20 protein-coding genes and 2 pseudogenes are annotated in these 18,723 nt (G+C 41.6%); 3 read left to right on the top strand and 19 right to left on the bottom strand.

Annotation, left to right across the window (positions count from 1 at the left end; all coding sequences use genetic code 11):
- Nucleotides 1-49: 49 nt before the first annotated feature.
- On the bottom strand, nt 50-1,672 hold the full coding sequence (locus D8804_RS02590; protein ID WP_125398715.1) for a putative polysaccharide biosynthesis protein: 1,623 nt from the start codon (nt 1,670-1,672) through the stop codon (nt 50-52).
- 105 nt (nt 1,673-1,777) lie between these two features.
- On the opposite strand from D8804_RS02590, the gene D8804_RS02595 reads away from it, so the two are divergent.
- Complete coding sequence (locus D8804_RS02595) at nt 1,778-3,223, top strand: UDP-N-acetylmuramoyl-L-alanyl-D-glutamate--L-lysine ligase (protein WP_125398716.1); 1,446 nt, start codon at nt 1,778-1,780, stop codon at nt 3,221-3,223.
- A gap of 31 nt (nt 3,224-3,254) precedes the next feature.
- On the opposite strand, the gene D8804_RS02600 is transcribed toward D8804_RS02595, so the two are convergent.
- From D8804_RS02600 to D8804_RS02675, 16 genes and pseudogenes are all read right to left on the bottom strand, one after another.
- Entirely contained in the window at nt 3,255-3,455 is a 201-nt protein-coding gene (locus D8804_RS02600) for a CsbD family protein (RefSeq protein ID WP_125398717.1), read from the bottom strand.
- 101 nt (nt 3,456-3,556) lie between these two features.
- Nucleotides 3,557-4,207 (bottom strand): DUF1803 domain-containing protein, encoded by a 651-nt coding sequence (locus D8804_RS02605; protein ID WP_125398718.1) that lies wholly within the window; start codon nt 4,205-4,207, stop codon nt 3,557-3,559.
- Nucleotides 4,191-4,703 (bottom strand): YiiX/YebB-like N1pC/P60 family cysteine hydrolase, encoded by a 513-nt coding sequence (locus tag D8804_RS02610; protein WP_125398719.1) that lies wholly within the window; start codon nt 4,701-4,703, stop codon nt 4,191-4,193. The genes D8804_RS02605 and D8804_RS02610 overlap by 17 nt, the downstream gene beginning before the upstream one ends.
- 85 nt (nt 4,704-4,788) lie before the next feature.
- The gene (locus D8804_RS02615) at nt 4,789-5,724 is read right to left on the bottom strand and encodes a manganese-dependent inorganic pyrophosphatase (RefSeq protein WP_125398720.1); all 936 of its coding nucleotides are present in this window, start codon (nt 5,722-5,724) and stop codon (nt 4,789-4,791) included.
- Nucleotides 5,725-5,809: 85 nt separating this feature from the next.
- Nucleotides 5,810-6,094, bottom strand: a complete 285-nt coding sequence (locus D8804_RS02620; RefSeq protein ID WP_084948895.1) for a GIY-YIG nuclease family protein — start codon at nt 6,092-6,094, stop codon at nt 5,810-5,812.
- Nucleotides 6,084-6,830, bottom strand: coding sequence for a tRNA1(Val) (adenine(37)-N6)-methyltransferase (locus D8804_RS02625; protein ID WP_125398721.1), 747 nt, complete (start codon nt 6,828-6,830; stop codon nt 6,084-6,086). The genes D8804_RS02620 and D8804_RS02625 overlap by 11 nt, the downstream gene beginning before the upstream one ends.
- A 32-nt stretch (nt 6,831-6,862) precedes the next feature.
- Entirely contained in the window at nt 6,863-7,222 is a 360-nt protein-coding gene (locus D8804_RS02630; protein WP_125398722.1) for a S1 RNA-binding domain-containing protein, read from the bottom strand.
- A gap of 1 nt (nt 7,223) precedes the next feature.
- Nucleotides 7,224-8,624 (bottom strand): bifunctional Cof-type HAD-IIB family hydrolase/peptidylprolyl isomerase, encoded by a 1,401-nt coding sequence (locus tag D8804_RS02635; RefSeq protein ID WP_125398723.1) that lies wholly within the window; start codon nt 8,622-8,624, stop codon nt 7,224-7,226.
- Nucleotides 8,625-8,705: 81 nt separating this feature from the next.
- Nucleotides 8,706-9,215 (bottom strand): GNAT family N-acetyltransferase, encoded by a 510-nt coding sequence (locus tag D8804_RS02640; protein WP_125398724.1) that lies wholly within the window; start codon nt 9,213-9,215, stop codon nt 8,706-8,708.
- Between the two features lie 197 nt (nt 9,216-9,412).
- Nucleotides 9,413-9,652, bottom strand: a complete 240-nt coding sequence (gene rpsR / locus D8804_RS02645) for a 30S ribosomal protein S18 (protein WP_000068664.1) — start codon at nt 9,650-9,652, stop codon at nt 9,413-9,415.
- A 31-nt stretch (nt 9,653-9,683) separates the two neighbouring features.
- Complete coding sequence (ssbA, locus tag D8804_RS02650) at nt 9,684-10,154, bottom strand: single-stranded DNA-binding protein SsbA (RefSeq protein WP_000609594.1); 471 nt, start codon at nt 10,152-10,154, stop codon at nt 9,684-9,686.
- Nucleotides 10,155-10,165: 11 nt separating this feature from the next.
- Entirely contained in the window at nt 10,166-10,456 is a 291-nt protein-coding gene (rpsF, locus tag D8804_RS02655) for a 30S ribosomal protein S6 (protein ID WP_001151782.1), read from the bottom strand.
- A gap of 128 nt (nt 10,457-10,584) precedes the next feature.
- A pseudogene (locus D8804_RS02660) lies at nt 10,585-11,790 on the bottom strand (MFS transporter).
- Nucleotides 11,791-11,922: 132 nt separating this feature from the next.
- Nucleotides 11,923-13,266, bottom strand: coding sequence for an asparagine--tRNA ligase (gene asnS / locus D8804_RS02665; RefSeq protein ID WP_125398725.1), 1,344 nt, complete (start codon nt 13,264-13,266; stop codon nt 11,923-11,925).
- Nucleotides 13,267-13,417: 151 nt separating this feature from the next.
- On the bottom strand, nt 13,418-14,596 hold the full coding sequence (locus D8804_RS02670; RefSeq protein WP_125398726.1) for a pyridoxal phosphate-dependent aminotransferase: 1,179 nt from the start codon (nt 14,594-14,596) through the stop codon (nt 13,418-13,420).
- Between the two features lie 10 nt (nt 14,597-14,606).
- Complete coding sequence (locus tag D8804_RS02675; RefSeq protein WP_125398727.1) at nt 14,607-15,083, bottom strand: cell wall elongation regulator TseB-like domain-containing protein; 477 nt, start codon at nt 15,081-15,083, stop codon at nt 14,607-14,609.
- Between the two features lie 119 nt (nt 15,084-15,202).
- Here D8804_RS02675 and D8804_RS02680 point away from each other — a divergent pair, with 119 nt between their 5' ends.
- Complete coding sequence (locus tag D8804_RS02680) at nt 15,203-15,649, top strand: MarR family winged helix-turn-helix transcriptional regulator (protein ID WP_125398728.1); 447 nt, start codon at nt 15,203-15,205, stop codon at nt 15,647-15,649.
- 90 nt (nt 15,650-15,739) lie between these two features.
- Entirely contained in the window at nt 15,740-16,288 is a 549-nt protein-coding gene (locus D8804_RS02685) for an NADPH-dependent FMN reductase (protein WP_125398729.1), read from the top strand.
- Nucleotides 16,289-16,319: 31 nt separating this feature from the next.
- Here the strand turns inward: D8804_RS02685 and yaaA are convergent.
- Nucleotides 16,320-17,047, bottom strand: a pseudogene (gene yaaA / locus D8804_RS02690) (peroxide stress protein YaaA).
- 76 nt (nt 17,048-17,123) lie between these two features.
- Nucleotides 17,124-18,719, bottom strand: coding sequence for a hypothetical protein (locus D8804_RS02695; RefSeq protein WP_125398730.1), 1,596 nt, complete (start codon nt 18,717-18,719; stop codon nt 17,124-17,126).
- Nucleotides 18,720-18,723: the final 4 nt, after the last annotated feature.

An 18,723-nucleotide genomic window follows, 5' to 3' on the forward strand; every position in this document is an offset into this window, starting at 1 on the left:
AGACACTTAACAAAGAGCCAGCATTCCTTTTATTTATAAATCTATTTTATTAAGATCGTTTAAATTTTGCTCGTAGGTGGTCTGCTTGAGGTTTCCCAATAACCTTATCCAATAGGTGAGTGCCAAGACTCATTAAACCATAGAGTACTCCCCCGAGACCTCCGATGAGGGCTACATAAAGGAAACTCCACAAACGTCCCGTTGGTTGGAAGAAAAATCCTAAAATCCACTGTAGAAAACCAACCAGAATAAACATGACCATGGTCAAAATAGTAATCAAGATAGTCCGTTTCAAGATAATCTTCCGACGTGCACCTGTTACCCTGCAAATATCTCGGTACATCAAAACATTTGGAATGATGAGACCGATAGTCGTTGAAATCAAGGGACCATAGCTGTGGAAAATAGCAATAGCTGGTAACTGCAAGACTAACTTAGCAATAGAACCATAGACAAAGTAAAGAACTGCCTTGCGGTTTCGGAACATGGCCTGAAGCATAGGAGACAAGACCATATACAAGCCTAGGATAGTAGACTGTAAAACTGCAAAGACAAATAAGCCCATGGCCAAACTATCTGGCTTACCGTAAAAGACTGTATAAAGAGGTTCCCCTACCATGACGACTCCAACTGTTGCTGGTAAGAGAAACATAAAGAGCATGGTCATACTATCTTGAACTAGGCGAGCAGCGGCTCTCAAATCACCTTTGACATAATTTTCCGTCAAAAGTGGCAAGCCGACACTCCCAATCGAAACTCCAACAGAGATCAAAATCATGGTGATTTTATTAGGATTGGCGGAGAAATAAGAAAACATGACAACCAAGTCTTCATTGCTGTAGTTGGTAAACCACTTCATGCTATTGATGAAGGTCATTTGGTCTAAAATCTGGAAGAGCTGGATGGCTGATCCTGTCAGGATAAAGGGAATGGCTTCCTTGATGGTATCAACCAAGAGTCGCTTGCTATTGATCTTATCCCGTGTTTCAAACACCTTTTGGAGCAGTCCCTCCTTGGAAAGAAAATAAATCAAGACTGCAAAACTAGCCACCATTCCCACAAAGGCAGCAAAGGTAGACTGAGTAACCGCTGATAAGTAATCACCAGAACCCATCTTCATGATAATAAAAGTAGCCAGCAACATCCAGATAACACGGATCACCTGCTCGGCGATTTGACTCATAGCATAGGGTTTCAGATTGTTCATCCCTTGGAAGAAGCCCCGGATGACACTCATAGATGGGAAAATCAAGACCGCCCAAGCCAAACTCTGCATGATGGGAATCAGGTCTTTCCCCACACCTGACAAATCTGCTAACCAGGGAGAAAAGAGATACAAGACCAAGGCAAAGACTAGTCCCAAGCCCGTCATAAAGCCTAGAAAACTCCGAATCAAGGCAAAGCTATGCTCTTCTTCTCGCATAGTATTATACTTAGCCACTTGTTTGGCAACTGCAACTGGGATACCCGCTGTCGAAATCAACAAGAACCAAGCGTAAATATTATAACCCATAGTAAAGAGACCATTTGCCTTGGCGGCATAAGTCCCCATCCAAATATACCAGGGAATAATATAGATAGCACCAAGGAGGCGACTAATAAAGTTACTAGCTGTTAGCCAAGCAGTCCCTCGCAACATCTGGGCTTGCTGGTGATTATTTTCGTTAGACATAGCTTCCTCATTCAATTTTGATAACTAGGAAAAGTTCCTTATCTTCCATTATAAACTTTTCCTTGTTACTTGTAAAATTCAGACTTGAAGTTTATAATAGAAAGTATGATTAAGATTGAAACCGTATTAGATATTTTAAAGAAAGATGGCCTTTTTCATGAGATTATTGACCAAGGTCATTACCACTACAACTGCAGTGAAGTTGTTTTTGATAGCATCAGTTACGACAGCAGAAAAGTAAAAGAAGGCACTCTTTTTTTTGCAAAAGGCGCTGCCTTTAAAAAAGAATATCTTCTCTCCGCTATCTCGCAGGGACTGAGTTGGTATGTAGCTGAGCAAGACTACGAGGTCGGTATTCCTGTTATTGTCGTGAACGACATTAAGAAAGTCATGAGTTTGATTGCCATGGAATTTTATGGTAACCCACAAGAAAAACTCAAAATTCTCGCCTTCACAGGAACAAAAGGAAAGACAACAGCGGCCTATTTTGCCTATAACATCTTGGCTCAAGGGCATCACCCAGCTATGCTGTCAACCATGAATACAACCTTAGATGGCAAAACCTTCTTTAAATCTGCCCTCACAACTCCTGAAAGTATCGATCTCTTTGATATGATGGCTCAGGCTGTTCATAACGGAAGAACCCATCTCATCATGGAAGTCTCCAGTCAAGCATACTTGGTTAAGCGAGTCTACGGATTAACCTTTGATGTAGGTGTGTTCCTCAATATCAGTCCTGACCATATTGGACCAATTGAACATCCAAGCTTTGAAGATTACTTCTACCACAAACGTCTCTTGATGGAAAATAGCCGAGCAGTTGTCATTAATAGCGACATGGACCACTTTTCTGTACTGAAAGAACAAGTGGAACATCAAGAGCATGATTTCTATGGTAGCCAGTCAAGTAACCAAATTCAGAATTCCAAAGCCTTTAGCTTTTCAGCTACTGGTAAACTCGCTGGTGATTATGATATCCAACTCATTGGTCACTTCAATCAAGAAAATGCAGTCGCTGCTGGACTTGCCTGCCTTCGTCTCGGAGCCAGTATAGCGGACGTCAAAAAAGGAATCGCCACAACCCGTGTTCCTGGGCGTATGGAAGTCCTGACTCAGAAAAATGGCGCCAAGGTCTTCATCGACTATGCTCATAATGGCGACAGTCTGAAAAAACTGATTTCTGTTGTAGAAACTCATCAAACTGGAAAGATTGCTCTGGTTCTCGGTTCGACTGGAAACAAGGGTGAAAGTCGCCGCAAAGACTTTGGCCTCCTCCTCAATCAACATCCTGAGATTCAAGTCTTTCTAACTGCCGATGATCCCAACTATGAAGATCCAATGGCCATCGCAGATGAAATCAGCAGCTATATCAGTCATCCTGTTGTAAAGATTGCCGATCGCGAACAAGCCATCAAGACGGCGATGGCCATCACAAATCAAGAAATCGATGCTGTGATTATTGCTGGTAAAGGAGCTGATTGCTACCAGATCGTCCAAGGAAAGAAAGAAGACTATCCCGGAGATGCGGCCATCGCAGAACGTTATCTATAAAAAAATCAAGGGAATGTTTCCCTTGATTTTTTTATTCTTCTTTCTTAAATGAATTTTTAAGACCTTCAACGGCACCTTCTACAGCACCTTTAGCATCTTTAACTACTTCTTTTGCTTTCGCAACTGTTTTTTCTACAGCACCTTCTGCTTCTGTCTTGCTATCACCAGTAACTTTACCAAATCCTTCTTTGATAGCACCAGCTGCCTGATCCAATTTATTTTCAAGTGACATAGCTCTGTCTCCTTTGCTTTTAATACGATAATGGTTATCGCTTACATTCAGTTTATGCTTATTCTTTAGCAAAGTCAAACAATCTGCTCAAAATGAAGCAATTAAGGTAAATAGAAAGTCGACCGATCCTTGTCAAAATCAACCGCCAACTCATACTTCCCTTCTTCGTTTTGCACGACATAGCCCAAGACGACTAGACTCTCAACGAAGATATCACGGCGTTTCTGCATCAGCTGGTCCTTTTTGAGGAATTTCAGTAAAAAAGTCGTCATATACTTGAGAGCATACTCAGGATTGACATCTCCCAAAATGGCATAGAGTTCCTGCTGTTTTTCTGTCAAAGGAGATTGGTGCTTGACCTTGTAGAAATAGTTGGATAAGGTCATCTTTTCTCTTGCAAAGTCCGTACGTTCGACTAAAATGGCAGCATTGGTTTGATTGCGCAATTCCGTCTCAAAACTCTGCTCCAGTAAGGCTTGATAGACTGGACTGCTCTCTCTGATAAAAATTTCTTGGTCAAGGGCTAAATCCTCCGTAGATTCTAAAAAGGGGAGATTGAGAAAATAGCGTTTGTTTTCCCTTAGTATCAAGCCTGCCTTTATATACTCTTCCATGAGTTTATCAACTGCCACATCTGGAAACTGAGCCTTGATTTCTCGAAGGATCACATCGTCATGCTGGTCCAGATAGTCCACTAAATCTATAAAAAATGGCTGTCGAGTCAAACGGGAGGGATTAAAAATTTGAATCATGAAGATTCCTTTCTTTACATTCTAAAAGAGGGGATGCTGCCAACTGACTGGGATTGGTCCCTGGTTGATTCAGGGGCACAGGAAGTTCGAGTTCCCTGTAATATTCCCTCCAAAAATCACTAATCTCCTGCTCCCCATCACCAAATTTCATCGGTACGCTTTCAAAAATAGGGAGAATTTCTGCGATGTACTGGGAGCAGTAAAAGCCAGCCCCATCTGGATAAAAGGAGGCGTTATAGGGTGCACCTAAATGATTCCTAGCTCTTTCCTTTACTAAGTCAGCTTCCATCTCTGGATAGACATAAAGGTCATAGAGATGAGTCGGTTCAAAAAATTCAGCTGGTTCTTGACAGATGACACCTGCTTGCCCACTAGCATGGTAGATCAAACCGTCTAAAAAGATGGCGACATGGCTATAGTTCCCAGTAGAAGCCTGGATGGCCTGCCCCATATCTGAAAGGTCCTTCACAAAAATCAAATCGCCATTTTCTAACATCTTTCTCTCCTAGAAAAAAAGGAGCCGAGACCCCTTTAGCTATAAGGAAACTAACGTTTCCTCATTTCAATTATCACTCAGGCTATTAGCCATTAAAGCTTTCAGTCAACTGAGGTACCACTTGTTTCTTACGTGAAACGGCACCTGGAAGAAAAGCATGGTTGTTTTCAAGTTTGAAGTTGAAGGCTGCTTCCACCTTGTCCATGTTTGATCCAAGAGCCAAAATTTCTGAGTTTGAGTTCACAATATCAGTAATCATCAAGACAAAGTCAGAGTAGCCGTTTGCAGCATTAGCTGCCTGCATTGCTGCTTCGATTTCAGCTTGGCGTTCCAAGACTTCAGCAATATCAACTGTATTGACTTGGGCAACACGAACCTTATTTCCGTTGAGTTCAAAAGTCTTAGCGTCGATATCAATCAATTCTTCAGCAGATTTACTAGCCAAGTTGGTACCAGCCTTGAGCATAGCGAGACCGTACTCTTCCAAGTTGACACCTGCTAATTCTGCCAATTCAGGAGCAATGACTTTATCAGATGGGTGTGTTGTTGGAGATTTCAAAAGAAGGGTATCTGAAATCAAACCTGAAAGCATCAAACCAGCAATCTCTTTAGGAATTGCTACACCATGTTCTTTAAACATGCGGTAAACGATAGATGAGGCTGATCCAACTGGTTCCAAACGCATGTAGAGCGGGCTGGCAGTTTCAAAATTAGCCACACGGTGGTGGTCTACAACACCGTAAACTTCTACTTCAGCGATATCTGACACTGATTGTTGGAATTCATTGTGGTCAGTTAAGATAACTTGCTCTGCACCTTCTGCTTTAGCAGATGTGATAACACGTGGTGCTTCTACACCAAAATAGTTCAAAACGAAAGCAGTTTCTTCGTTTGGAGTACCGAGAGCAACTGCTTCTGTGTCCAATCCATAAGCCTCTTTTGCAAGATAGGCAAAGGCTACAGATGACCCGATGGCATCTGAGTCTGGATTTTGATGACCAAATACTAGAATCTTAGACATGATAATACCTCTTTAAATTTATTCATCTTATTTTAGCACTTTTTTCCTTTTTTGACAAAAGTAAGAGGAGCCAAAGGACTCCTCATTAGATATCAATATGATTGACTAGATTTTTCTCTTGATTTTCAGATAAAAATCGTTCTTTCTGTGGACGTTTCTTGCGTTTGAGGAGAGCCTCCGCAGACATGGCTTCTTCCTTACTGGCAAAGCCTTCTGCATAGACGAGTTTGACTGGTAAGCGAGCTCGGGTATACTTGGCTCCCTTACCACTATTATGAACGGCAAGGCGCCTCTTCACATCCGTTGTATAGCCCGTATAGTAAGAACCGTCACGGCACTCCACCACATACATATAGGCCTTATGATCCATAGTAAATCTCTTGAATTTCTGGCGTATAAGAACCATCATCATTGTGAACAATGAGTGGTGGCAGGACCTTGAAGCCACTTGTCGATCCATCCTTGATAGCTTCGATTAAGAGCATATTGGCCTCCTTCTCTCGTTTAGGATAGACAAATTGCAGGCGCTTAGGTGCCAAATTGTGGCGTTGAAGCATGTCTAAGATATCCAAGAGCCGATCTGGACGATGAACCATGGCCAAACGTCCATTGGATTTGAGAATACTCTGAGCACTTCGACAAATTTCTTCTAAGTTAGTCGCAATTTCGTGTCTGGCCAGAAGGTAGTGTTCACTCTCGTTGAGATTGGAATGCGGATCCACCTTGAAATAAGGCGGATTACACAAAATCATATCTACCTTACTTCCCTGAATGTGGGCAGGCATATTTTTCAAATCATCGCAGATGACTCGCATCTGCTCTTCCAAGCCATTCAACTGAACCGAACGCTCTGCCATATCTGCCAAGCGCTCCTGAATCTCTACAGATATTATCCGCGCCTGAGTACGTGAACTAGCAAAAAGTCCCACTGCACCATTTCCAGCACAAAAGTCCACAATTAAGCCCCGTTTAGGGAAGCGAGGAAAGCGTGATAAGAGAACACTATCTACCGAATAGCTAAACACCTCTTTATTTTGAATGATTTTGATATCTGTCGAAAAGAGCTGATTGATGCGCTCTCCTGATTTTAATAATTGTTCTTCCATATATTGATTTTAAAAATACGAAATCTAATAGACTAGTTTTTCTCTTTCAAATTGTTAAGGGCTTCACGCGTCCAAACAGGCATCATTCGACCAAGTGGAGCAAAACCATGCTTGATTCGATCATTTGAAAAACGTCTCCGTCTTGGCAATTGATGCTTTTCTTCTTCCAGAGTGCGAATGGAAAGACTGGCTTTACCAGTAAATTCATCCAAATCAACAACCTGAACTTGCACCTCTTCACCAATTTTCAAAACTTCATAGATATTTTCAATAAATCCTGTCCGAATCTCTGAAATATGGATCAACCCAATCACCCCTGTCTCTAATTCGACAAAGGCACCATAGGGCTGGATTCCTGTAATACGCCCAGTTAGCTTATCACCAATTTTCATCTTAGTCCTCAATTTCAATCGTTTCAATTACCACATCTTCAACTGGCTTGTCCATTGCACCAGTCTCAACAGCTGCAATGGCATCCAAGACTGCAAAAGATTCTGCATCGACCAATTGCCCAAAAACAGTGTGACGACGGTCAAGGTGAGGAGTTCCGCCTTGCTCTGCATAAATCTCAGCGATTGGTTCTGGCCAACCACCACGCGCAATCTCTTTCTTAGAGTATGGCAAGTGTTGGTTTTGCACGATAAAGAACTGACTGCCATTGGTATTTGGCCCAGCATTGGCCATAGACAGAGCCCCACGAACATTATAAAGTTCTTCAGAAAATTCATCTTCAAAAGCTTGGCCATAAATCGACTCTCCGCCCATACCAGTACCAGTTGGGTCTCCACCTTGAATCATAAAGTCCTTGATAATACGGTGGAAAATCACACCATCATAGTAACCGTCTTTTGAAAGCGCAACAAAGTTTGCTACTGTTTTGGGAGCCTGCTCAGGGAAAAGCTTGATACGCAAGTCTCCGTGATTTGTCTTAATGGTCGCCAACGGACCTTCTACTGTTTCAATGTCTACTTGTGGGAAATGCAATTCTTTTTCTACCATACCAAATCCTTCTAAGGCATCAAAAATGCCATCTTCTTCTACTGTTTTTGTAATATAATCTGCTTTTTCTTTGATTTTTTCATGGGAAACTCCCATGGCAATGCTGATTCCAGCATAATCAAAGAGTTCCAAGTCATTGAGACCATCTCCAAAGACCATGACATTCTCTGGTTTCAAGCCTAGATGCTCCACAACCTTGGCTACACCTGTGGCTTTCGAACCTGAAATAGGCACGATATCAGATGAATGTTCATGCCAACGCACCATGCGAAGTTTATCCGATAAAGATTCTGGCAAGCACAAGGCATCTCCTTTATCTTCAAAGGTCCACATCTGGTAAATGCCTACTTTTTCCTGAAAGTCAGGATCCACATCCAAGTTTGGATAAATCGGATCAATAGCCTCACTGATCAGTTTTGTTCGCGTGGAGAGTTTAGCAGCATGACTGCCAACTAAGCCATATTCAATCCCCTCTTGTTTTGTCCAAGCGATGTATTCTTCCACATCTTCTTTGGCAATCTGATGCTGATAAATGACCTGACCTTTTTTATCTTCTATATAGGCACCATTCAGAGTCACAAAAAAGTCAGGCTTGAGCTCACGAATCTCTGGAACAACACCAAAAATGCCACGCCCAGAAGCAATTCCTGTCAAAATCCCTTTTTCACGTAACTGCTTAAAGACAGTAGGAATCGTAGCTGGAATAAAACCTGTCTTTGACGTACGCAAGGTATCATCGATATCAAAAAAGACAATCTTAATCTTCTTTGCCTTGTATTTTAATTTTGCATCCATCTCTCTACCTCTTTCAATCTAACTCTTTCCATTATACCATAAAGTAGAGAAATCCCACATCTCCAAAAAATGTGCTATCTCTTATTCAAACTTCTTGGATAAGTACAGAACTAAATCATCATTATTTTGAATAGTAGCATTCATTTCTAACGGTTGGTTTCGATACCATACGCCCGAACCATCTGGAATATAGCCTCGTTTGATGTACAATCTCTGGGCAGGTCCATACCCTGAATGGAGCCCAACACCCAACGTCACTTTGTCCGAAACAAGCTTAACTCGATTTTCTGCTTCTTTCAGCAAGAGATTTCCAATACCTTGATTTTGAAAGGGTTCAAAGACATTGAAATCTGAAAGTTCTGGAGCCATTCCAGCAAAGGGACCCTGCTTAGCATAGGGTAAAATAGTAATGTAGCCCGCTACTACACCAGTAAGGTCAGCAATTAAAACTTCCCTCTCTCCACTTTCCTGCTCCTTAAAATATCGAGTTAAAATCTCCTCTCTACTTGGCCAACCTTGGCTGATAAATCCTCGAAATAGATCTTTAATGTCAGATTCTTGCATTTTCCTAATTGAACATGTCGTCTTCATAAGTTGCTCCTTTAAAGTTTTCTCCTACCATTATAGCACGACAATGAAAAGAAATAACCTAGTAAGAAAAAAGCATCTTACTAGGTCAAAAGTAGCTCTGTCCAACAGAACCCCGTAAAAGTCTGAAAAAGAGGTTCAACCGAATCTGAAAAAAGACTCGAGTGAGTCAGAAAAAAAGACCCACCCGGGTCTTTTCTTTAATCTTCGTTTACGAAAGGCATCAAAGCCATTACGCGAGCGCGTTTGATAGCTGTTGTTACTTTACGTTGGTTTTTAGCTGAAGTTCCTGTTACACGACGTGGAAGGATTTTCCCACGTTCTGAAACGAAACGGCTAAGAAGCTCAGTATCTTTGTAATCAACATATTCAATTTTGTTTGCTGCGATGTAATCAACTTTTTTACGGCGTTTGAATCCGCCACGACGTTGTTGAGCCATGTTTTTTCTCCTTTATAGTATTAATTGTCCATTAGAATGGTAAATCATCATCTGAAATATCCAATGGATTTGTTGCCCCAAATGGATTTTCATCACGTGAAAAGTCTGGTACTGATTGTGTAGGTGCTGTATAACTAGCAGTTGGTGCAGAATAAGCTCCACCTGTATGTCCTTCACGCACACTACGGCTTTCCAACATTTGGAAATTATCAGCCACGACTTCCGTTACGTAGACACGTTGTCCTTGCTGGTTATCGTAACTACGAGTCTGGATACGACCGGTTATCCCGATAAGAGATCCTTTTTTAGCCCAGTTAGCAAGATTTTCAGCCTGTTGGCGCCACATAACGACATTGATGAAATCAGCCTCACGTTCGCCATTTTGACTCTTGAATGTACGGTTTACTGCAAGAGTAAAAGTCGCAACTGCTACATTTGATGGGGTATAACGCAACTCAGCGTCACGTGTCATACGCCCTACAAGTACAACATTGTTAATCATAATTTACCTTCTTACGCGTCAAGTTTGACGATCATGTGACGAAGAATGTCAGCGTTGATTTTTGAAAGACGGTCAAACTCTTTAAGAGCTGCGTCGTCGTTTGCTTCAACGTTAACGATGTGGTAAAGTCCTTCACGGAAATCTTGGATTTCGTATGCAAGACGACGTTTTTCCCATGATTTTGATTCAACAACAGTTGCACCGTTGTCAGTCAAGATAGAGTCAAAACGTGCTACCAAAGCGTTTTTCGCTTCTTCTTCAATGTTTGGACGAATGATATAAAGAATTTCGTATTTAGCCATTGATATGTTCCTCCTTTTGGTCTAATGACCCCTAGTCTTTGCAAGGGGTAAGTGAGGTTTGCTCACAATTAACTATTATACTAGAAAAGCTAGTAGATAGCAAGAGAAAAATGAAAAAACTATCTCTATTATTTAGAAATAACATGATCTTTCAGTTCTAAATCTCTAACCATCTCTTTCAAAATGAATATTAACAAAAATCCTGCTAATACTAAAAAGAATCCTAAGTAAAGGAAGGCTACTACAAATCCTAGATAGTCAATCAACCACCCCGTTAGAGGAAAAATAACAATCATACTCAGGCTGAACATCATGGAGTAGACACTTAGCATGGTTGCCCGTACCTCACTTGGGAGTCGCTTTTGTAAATCGTTGTCAAAAATCGGTTGAAAGAGAGCATATAAGGCGTTACTAATCAAATAAATCAAAATATAAATCAGTGGCGTACCAAAGTAGGAAAGCAAGTAAGTCACTCCTGTCAAGAGCACAAGAATTGGAAAGAGCTTTAAGGCTGCATACATCTTTCCAATCTTACTTGCTAGATAAACTGACCAGATATTCAAAACACTGCCCATCAGCATGACCATCGAAATCTGCCATCCTTCTAAGTCCGGCAGTTGATTTTGATAGTAAAAATAAAACATACACATCAGTGTTCCGATGATTTGGGACAGAATCATCCAGCCAAAAAGACTGGGATTGCTCCGCAATTCCTCTTTGACAGTCAACATAATCCTTTTCATCGTCAGACGCTCAGATTTTTGCGCTTTAACACTAGGCTCTTTTAACATCCAAGTTAGAAAAAGAACGATAATCGAAGTGGCAATCATGATATAGTAGGTCAAGTGCAATTGACCATGGACAAAAAACCCCGCTAAAACGGTCCCCAAAGACCGAGTTCCTTCTGCTACTCCTGACATAAAACTTGAGATAGACAAGTAGCGCTCTTTTAATCCAGCCTCCACGGCCGAATCATAAACCATGGCTGCACTCGTCCCCGAATCAAAATTATAAGACAAGGCACTCACCACCATCGCTAGTGCATAAATCCAAAAATTACCTTGCCCTACTAACATGAGAATAGACGACGCAATCCCAGCTATTCGACTTAAATACAGATTGGTTTTATATGAATAGCGGTCAGCTAACATTCCAGAAGGAATTTCACAAATGACACTGGTGGCATGAAAAATGCTTTCCAATAAGCCAATCTGCAAAAGTGACATCCCATTTTAACTGAGAAATAAAATCCAAAAACTGGTAATGCCCAGAAAAGCAAAAAATTCCACTCCAGCCATGAGACCGATATTCTTCCGGTAATTTCGTTTAAACATATTTTCTCCTTTAACAAGTGTATTTGTATCTTTGTGTTTGTCACTTGTTAATCTGTGCTTTACATGATCTCCACCTCTTCCTTCAAGTATTATAGTGTTTTGAAAAAACGCCCCTAGGGCGTTTTAATCTTTTTATGGTTTGATACGGTGCAACATACGTGGGAATGGAATAGCTTCACGGATGTGTTTGGTTCCCGCTGCGAAGGTTACCATACGTTCGATACCAATCCCAAATCCTCCGTGTGGTACTGTACCGTATTTGCGAAGGTCAAGATAGAATTCGTACTCTGTACGATCCATACCCAGTTCTTCCATCTTAGCAACAAGGGCATCGTAATCTTCCTCACGCATTGAACCACCGATGATTTCTCCGTAACCTTCTGGTGCGAGCAAGTCTGCACAAAGCACGCGCTCTGGATTTCCAGGAACTGGTTTCATGTAGAAGGCCTTGATAGCTGCTGGGTAGTTGATAACGAAGGTTGGCACACCAAAGTGGTTTGAAATCCAAGTTTCATGTGGTGAACCAAAGTCATCTCCATGCTCAAGATGCTCGTAGTCTGCATCTTCATCGTTTTCATGCTCTTGCAAAAGGTCAATAGCTTGATCGTAGGTAATGCGTTTGAAGGGCTCTGCAATGTAGCGTTTCAAAAGCTCTGTATCACGTTCCAAGGTTTCCAAAGCTTGAGGAGCACGGTCGAGAACACCTTGAAGAAGGGCTTTTACATATGCTTCTTGCAAGTCAAGTGACTCATCGTGCGTCAAGTATGAGTACTCCGCATCCATCATCCAGAACTCAGTCAAGTGACGGCGCGTTTTTGATTTTTCAGCACGGAATACGGGACCAAAGTCAAATACGCGACCAAGAGCCATCGCACCCGCTTCAAGATAAAGCTGACCTGATTGGCTCAAGTAGGCTGGAGTCCCGAAGTAGTCTGTTTCAAAAAGTTCAGTTGAATCTTCTGCAGCATTTCCTGAAAGGATTGGGCTATCAAACTTCATGAAGCCGTTCTTGTCGAAGAACTCATAAGTTGCATAGATGATAGCGTTACGGATTTGCATCACTGCTACTTGCTTACGAGAACGGAGCCACAAGTGACGGTTGTCCATCAAGAAGTCTGTTCCGTGTTCTTTTGGAGTGATTGGGTAATCTTGAGATTCACCGATGACTTCGATGTCAGTGATATCGAGCTCATAGCCAAACTTAGAACGCTCATCTTCTTTGACAATCCCTGTCACATAGACTGAAGTTTCTTGGCTCAAGTGTTTGATTGTTTCAAATTTTTTAAGACCAACTTCTTCGCCAAATTTTTCAATAAAGTTTGGTTTAAAGGCTACACCTTGGAAGAAGGCAGTTCCGTCACGCAATTGCAAGAAGGCAATTTTTCCTTTTCCTGATTTGTTGGCAACCCAGGCCCCGATGGTCACTTCTTGACCAACGTGGTCTTTTACTTCGATAATTGTTACACGTTTTGTCATAATCTATCTTCCTTTATCGTTAATCTTGTCCGAAGACATCATTACCCACTATTTTACCACAAATAGACTCTGATAGCTAGGTTCTACTGGAGAAATTTCGCGAGAATTTCGTTACAAAAAATCTTCGCCAAGATGACGAAGACTTTAAGTTTTAGTTTTCCATAAAATGATGCAAACGACGGATAGCTTCTTTTAATGTATCTAAGTCTGTTGCATAACTGAGACGAACATTTTCTGGAGCCCCAAACCCTGCTCCTGTAATCAAGGCAAGACCGACTTCCTCAAGAATAGCCGTTGTAAAGTCCGTCACATCGGTATAGCCCTTCATCTCCATCGCTTTTTTAACATTTGGGAAAAGATAGAAGGCTCCTTGGGGCTTGACAACTTCAAATCCTGGTACTTGGCACAAGAGAGGATAAATAGTATTCAAACGTTCCTCAAATGCTTGGCGCATGGTTTCGACAGAGTCTTGTGGCCCAGTTAGGGCTTCAATGGTAGCATATTGTGATACAGCAGTAAGGTTCGAGGTTGTTTGACCTGTTAGCTTGCTCATGGCAGCAATAATCTCAGGATTTCCTACTGCATAACCTACTCGCCAACCAGTCATGGCATAGGCCTTAGATACACCATTGATGACAATGGTTTGCTTGCGAATAGCTTCTGACAGACTAGAAATTGGAACAAATTCATTCCCATTATAGACCAAACGACCATAAATATCGTCTGCTAGGATGAGGACATCATGCTCGACCGCCCAATTTCCGATAGCCAGCAATTCCTCACGACTGTAAATCATACCGGTCGGATTCGATGGCGAATTGAGAACCAAGACCTTGGTCTTATCTGTGCGAGCCGCTTCTAGCTGCTCGACCGTTACTTTAAAGTGATTGTCTTCCTTGGCTTGGACAAAAACCGGCACCCCTTCTGCCATCTTGACTTGGTCTCCATAACTGACCCAGTATGGTGTAGGGATGATGACCTCATCACCTGGATTGACCACGGCCATAAAAAAGGTATAGAGAGAGAACTTGGCACCTGTAGCAAATGTAACCTCGTTGGCTGCTACGGAATAGCCATAGTAGCGTTCAAAATAGGTATTAACCGCAGCCTTTAAGTCTGGTAGACCTGAAGCAACTGTATAAAAGGAAGCTCGTCCATCTCGAATCGCTTCTACCGCTGCATTCTGAATATTTTCAGGAGTATGAAAATCTGGCTGTCCCAAAGTTAAGAAAAGAACATCCTTTCCTTGAGCTTTTAATGCTTTGGCTCTTGCATCACTGGCTAGAGTGACGCTTTCTTCCATTTCTAGTACGCGTTTGGATAATTTCATATGCTCTCCTTTATTGGACCAATGCTCCAGTTTCAAAATCTATCAGATAGTAGTGATTTCCTGACTTAACTTCCCAAATTGGCTTGTCCTGATAGCGACCAAAGGTGACTTTGTCAATGTCGCTAGCTCCTTTTTCCCTCGAAATCGTCGCTGCCTTGTCTTGAGAAATCCCCTTATCAAGCTGATAAACATAAATCTTGTGGTCATTCTTTTCAATCAATACGGCAATGGCCTCTTGCTTTTTATTATGTCCCAGAACGCTGTAATAACCTTCTAGTCCATTATAGAAATCAACCTGATCTGCCTTTTCCAATTCTGCATACTGCTTGGCCAGTTTTTCTCCCTCAACTCTAGCATCTTGATAGGGTTTCATGCTGAGAGATATCAGATAAAGAAAGGAAGTGGTCATGACTAGTAACACCAAAGCAAGGCCGATTCCGTATTGTATAAGTAGCTTGTTTTTTGCTTTTTTCTGTCTTAGTTTCACTCGTCTATTTTACCATCTCTCCTAATTTATTACAAGTGAAGACAGGAACATTCTAAGAATCTTTTCCTATAAACTCTATGCCTCTTGTATTTCTATTTGTTTATTGATAGAATACCCTTATGAAACAATATTTGAAAGAAAAAATTTCCCAAAATCAATTAGACTTGAGGACAGCTATCGTTCTCAATAAAGCGAAGCGAAGTTTTAAACCTTATGAAACCAAGGCTGCCAAAGAACACGGATTAACGCCCACTCAATTTTCAGTTTTAGAAACCCTCTATAGCAAGGGAGAACTGCGTATTCAGGATTTGATTGAAAAAATGCTAGCCACTTCTGGAAACATGACTGTTGTTATTCGAAATATGGTTCGAGATGGGTGGATTTCTAAAACTTGTGACCCCAAGGATCGTCGCTCTTTTTTCCTGAAACTAACACCTGCAGGACGCAAAAAAATTGAAGAAGTTCTTCCTGACCATATTAACTCTATTGTAGATGCTTTTAGTATCTTGGAAGATGGGGAGAAGGAGGATTTGATTCGTATTTTAACAAAATTTAAAGATTTGTGAGCAAAATTATTGCTAATTAGTATTATTTGTTGTAACATAGATGGTAACAAAAGAGTTTGCTCTTTAAATTTTAACTAAAGGAGACACATCATGTCTAAAAAAGTACTATTTATCGTCGGATCACTACGCCAAGGTTCTTTCAACCACCAAATGGCCCTCGAAGCTGAAAAAGCACTTGCTGGAAAAGCGGAAGTTAGCTATCTTGATTACTCAGCTGTTCCTCTCTTCAGCCAAGATCTTGAAGTTCCAACTCATCCAGCTGTAGCTGCTGCTCGTGAAGCTGTCCTTGCTGCAGATGCCATCTGGATTTTCTCTCCAGTCTACAACTTCTCTATCCCTGGAACAGTGAAGAACTTGCTTGACTGGCTGAGCCGTGCCCTTGACCTATCAGATCCTTCAGGGCCATCAGCTCTTCAAGATAAGATTGTAACCGTATCATCAGTTGCTAATGGTGGTCACGATCAACTCTTCGCTATCTACAAAGACCTCTTGCCATTTATCCGTACACAAGTCGTTGGTGATTTTACTGCCGCTCGTGTCAATGACTCTGCTTGGGCAGATGGAAAATTGGTGTTAGAAGAAACAACTGCTTCATCACTTGCCAAACAAGCTGACGACCTTCTTGCAGCCATCAACTAATTAAACAAAAACCAGCTCACATGAGCTGGTTTTATACTTGTTTCACAAAGACGAGTTCTAAGTCACTTGATAAATCAGGTCGGTAGTCAAAGCCTGCAAAGCGGAGCTTACGAGCTTGATCAACTGTTTGGACTTGCCCTTCTATCAAGGCGGTCAAAAAGGCACCACGCGCTTTCTTTGAAATGGTTGAGTGGATTTTCAACTGGCCTGCCTTGTCCTCCATAAATTTGAAGGTCACCATCTTTTCTCTGATTTCCTTAGAAAATACGGTTTCAAACTCTGATGACAAGAGAGAAAAATCAAGTCCTCATCCTGTAGTGCCTCATCATAGGCTGACTTCCAATGACTCTTTAAGGTTTTTCCAGCTACTTTTAACTTCATCAAGAAGTCCAAACGGTGAGGAGCCATGGGCGACAAGGCTGGGACAACACCGTATAAAGCCGAGGTAATCAGAACATGATCTTTAAGATAGGCTTGTTCAGCCTCGGTCAATTTATCTCTTTTAATGTGGCGATACATGAGACCATCAAAAAGTTTCAAGGCTGGATAATGTTTAGCGCTTTGATCTTTTAGAGTTTGAATATGAGCGTACTCTTCTTCTGCTTTTTCGGCAGATACCTTATAAAAACTTTCTAATTCACTAGCTGAGTAGTGTGCCAGCGAATCAAGGACTGCCTGACTTTCTTCCCTCAAGGGGAGTGCTTCGATATAAGGAAGGTCTGTGTTCATTTCTTTGGCCGTTGGGATTAAAATTTTCATATTGTTAGTGTAGCATATTTTTCAATCACGACCAAGAATTTCATCTTAAAAACCTCGGTTCATACCGAGGTTTCTTTTACTTGACTTTAAAGGTCTTGAGGTAATTATCTTTTCCAACTTGACCTTCGAAAGATTGGCCATTTTCAAGGTAAGGAAGGTCGTCTGACACTGAAGCCTTGACCTTATAAATCTTGCCATCAACTTTGAAGAAGTAGACGGTATCACCCTTAATCACAGCTGACTTAAGGTCTGAGACGATCCCCTTGATGTTTTCTACCGTTTCATTATCCAGCTCGAGGTCATTTTTATTGGCATATTTGCTGAGGAGTTCATCTACCGTAGCTGCTACGATGACGTTTTGGTACTCTACTGCGTCCACCAAAGCATACTCCTTGACCAAGCCTGCATTATCTTTCAATCCCATGATGTAGAGCGGTTTGTCATTGAGATTGACCAGAATAGGGAAGGTAGCCTTGTAGGCCTTCTCCTGAACGGCTCCTTCTGCGGAAGCACGGGCAGATTCTTCGGTTGCTGATGCTAGATTGTACTTGGTGATTTCACCAGTGCGCATATTTTCAAGGATAAATCCTAGATTACTTTCGTCAGCATTTGCTGAAGTCACCCCTGTGTAGAGATAAATATCATTTCCGATAGAAAGATAGTTATAGCCCTCAGTCGTTTGGGTAACGTTTTTCTTAGAAATCAAGGCATTCCAGAAGCCATCCTTATACTTGCCGTTGTAGTTAATTTGCTGGATGGTTTCTTCGGCTGGATAGACACGATCCACCCATTCTGGCACTTCATCCAAGCTATATTCCTTAGTTTCTCCATTAGTAGCATCCAAGATAATAACAGACGAAGGGCGAGGTACTCCTAGACCAAACTGTTTTTGATAAACGGTTGCCACATAGAAAGGATTGCCTTCATCATCCACCTCAAAGGACGGGGTTTTAAAAATCTTGGTTGGATACTTGATTCGAAGATGACGTTTGACGTCACGGTTAAAATACTCGGAGTCCGAATACTTCATCGGTGTTTTTAAATCTACCAATTCCGCATTTCCTGTCACCATATCAACCTTGATATACTCGCCAATTCCCTTGGACTGATTATTAAACCATTTGATGGGATCGGCATACTCCAAAGGAGTTACCCGATAGGGTTTGCCATCAACCGTCAGCTGAGTATAGGTATCTGCTGCTACGTACTGGGATACCTTATCCGTCAGAGAGCCCAGGTAACGGTCACCAATCTTTTCTGCAGTGCTCCGATCTAGGATTGGAACCTTACTGGTATCACTCTTAGGAAAATCTTTAAAGTCTTTTTCTGTGATGGACACCACATTAGCATAATTTTTTGCTTGGAAAAAGCTTGATGTCACTAAGCTAACCAGACCAGCAAGAGCAAAGATAAGGCCTGCAGCCAGCAACAATCCTCCACCTAATTTATTAAAATGAAGCCCTTCTAGATTGAGTTCGTTTGCAACCTTTCCATGACGTACATGAACAGTCTTGAGGAGATTGGTATCCTTTCGGAAACTAAACAAAATCCCCATCACCACCAGATGCCCACAGAGAAAGAAAATGAATTCCCAACTCGTAAGATTAAGTGGCGGCAAAAAGATATACCAAGTCGTTGCGATAAAAACAAGTTCAAAGAGTATACGTTTCATCTGA

The organism is Streptococcus oralis, from assembly GCF_003944215.1.
Lineage (GTDB): Bacteria > Bacillota > Bacilli > Lactobacillales > Streptococcaceae > Streptococcus > Streptococcus oralis_BI.

Bases quoted from the DNA above. Each gene is read 5' to 3' on its own strand.
- D8804_RS02695 (WP_125398730.1), bottom strand. From the start codon at position 18,719: ATGAAACGTATACTCTTTGAACTTGTTTTTATCGCAACGACTTGGTAT.
- D8804_RS02640 (WP_125398724.1), bottom strand. From the start codon at position 9,215: ATGAAGACGACATGTTCAATTAGGAAAATGCAAGAATCTGACATTAAA.
- D8804_RS02680 (WP_125398728.1), top strand. From the start codon at position 15,203: ATGAAACAATATTTGAAAGAAAAAATTTCCCAAAATCAATTAGACTTG.
- D8804_RS02615 (WP_125398720.1), bottom strand. From the start codon at position 5,724: ATGTCTAAGATTCTAGTATTTGGTCATCAAAATCCAGACTCAGATGCC.
- D8804_RS02625 (WP_125398721.1), bottom strand. From the start codon at position 6,830: ATGGAAGAACAATTATTAAAATCAGGAGAGCGCATCAATCAGCTCTTT.
- D8804_RS02630 (WP_125398722.1), bottom strand. From the start codon at position 7,222: ATGAAAATTGGTGATAAGCTAACTGGGCGTATTACAGGAATCCAGCCC.
- rpsR (WP_000068664.1), bottom strand. From the start codon at position 9,652: ATGGCTCAACAACGTCGTGGCGGATTCAAACGCCGTAAAAAAGTTGAT.
- D8804_RS02635 (WP_125398723.1), bottom strand. From the start codon at position 8,624: ATGGATGCAAAATTAAAATACAAGGCAAAGAAGATTAAGATTGTCTTT.
- rpsF (WP_001151782.1), bottom strand. From the start codon at position 10,456: ATGGCTAAATACGAAATTCTTTATATCATTCGTCCAAACATTGAAGAA.
- D8804_RS02670 (WP_125398726.1), bottom strand. From the start codon at position 14,596: ATGAAATTATCCAAACGCGTACTAGAAATGGAAGAAAGCGTCACTCTA.
- D8804_RS02605 (WP_125398718.1), bottom strand. From the start codon at position 4,207: ATGATTCAAATTTTTAATCCCTCCCGTTTGACTCGACAGCCATTTTTT.
- D8804_RS02590 (WP_125398715.1), bottom strand. From the start codon at position 1,672: ATGTCTAACGAAAATAATCACCAGCAAGCCCAGATGTTGCGAGGGACT.
- D8804_RS02610 (WP_125398719.1), bottom strand. From the start codon at position 4,703: ATGTTAGAAAATGGCGATTTGATTTTTGTGAAGGACCTTTCAGATATG.
- D8804_RS02620 (WP_084948895.1), bottom strand. From the start codon at position 6,094: ATGGATCATAAGGCCTATATGTATGTGGTGGAGTGCCGTGACGGTTCT.
- ssbA (WP_000609594.1), bottom strand. From the start codon at position 10,154: ATGATTAACAATGTTGTACTTGTAGGGCGTATGACACGTGACGCTGAG.
- D8804_RS02600 (WP_125398717.1), bottom strand. From the start codon at position 3,455: ATGTCACTTGAAAATAAATTGGATCAGGCAGCTGGTGCTATCAAAGAA.
- asnS (WP_125398725.1), bottom strand. From the start codon at position 13,266: ATGACAAAACGTGTAACAATTATCGAAGTAAAAGACCACGTTGGTCAA.
- D8804_RS02685 (WP_125398729.1), top strand. From the start codon at position 15,740: ATGTCTAAAAAAGTACTATTTATCGTCGGATCACTACGCCAAGGTTCT.
- D8804_RS02595 (WP_125398716.1), top strand. From the start codon at position 1,778: ATGATTAAGATTGAAACCGTATTAGATATTTTAAAGAAAGATGGCCTT.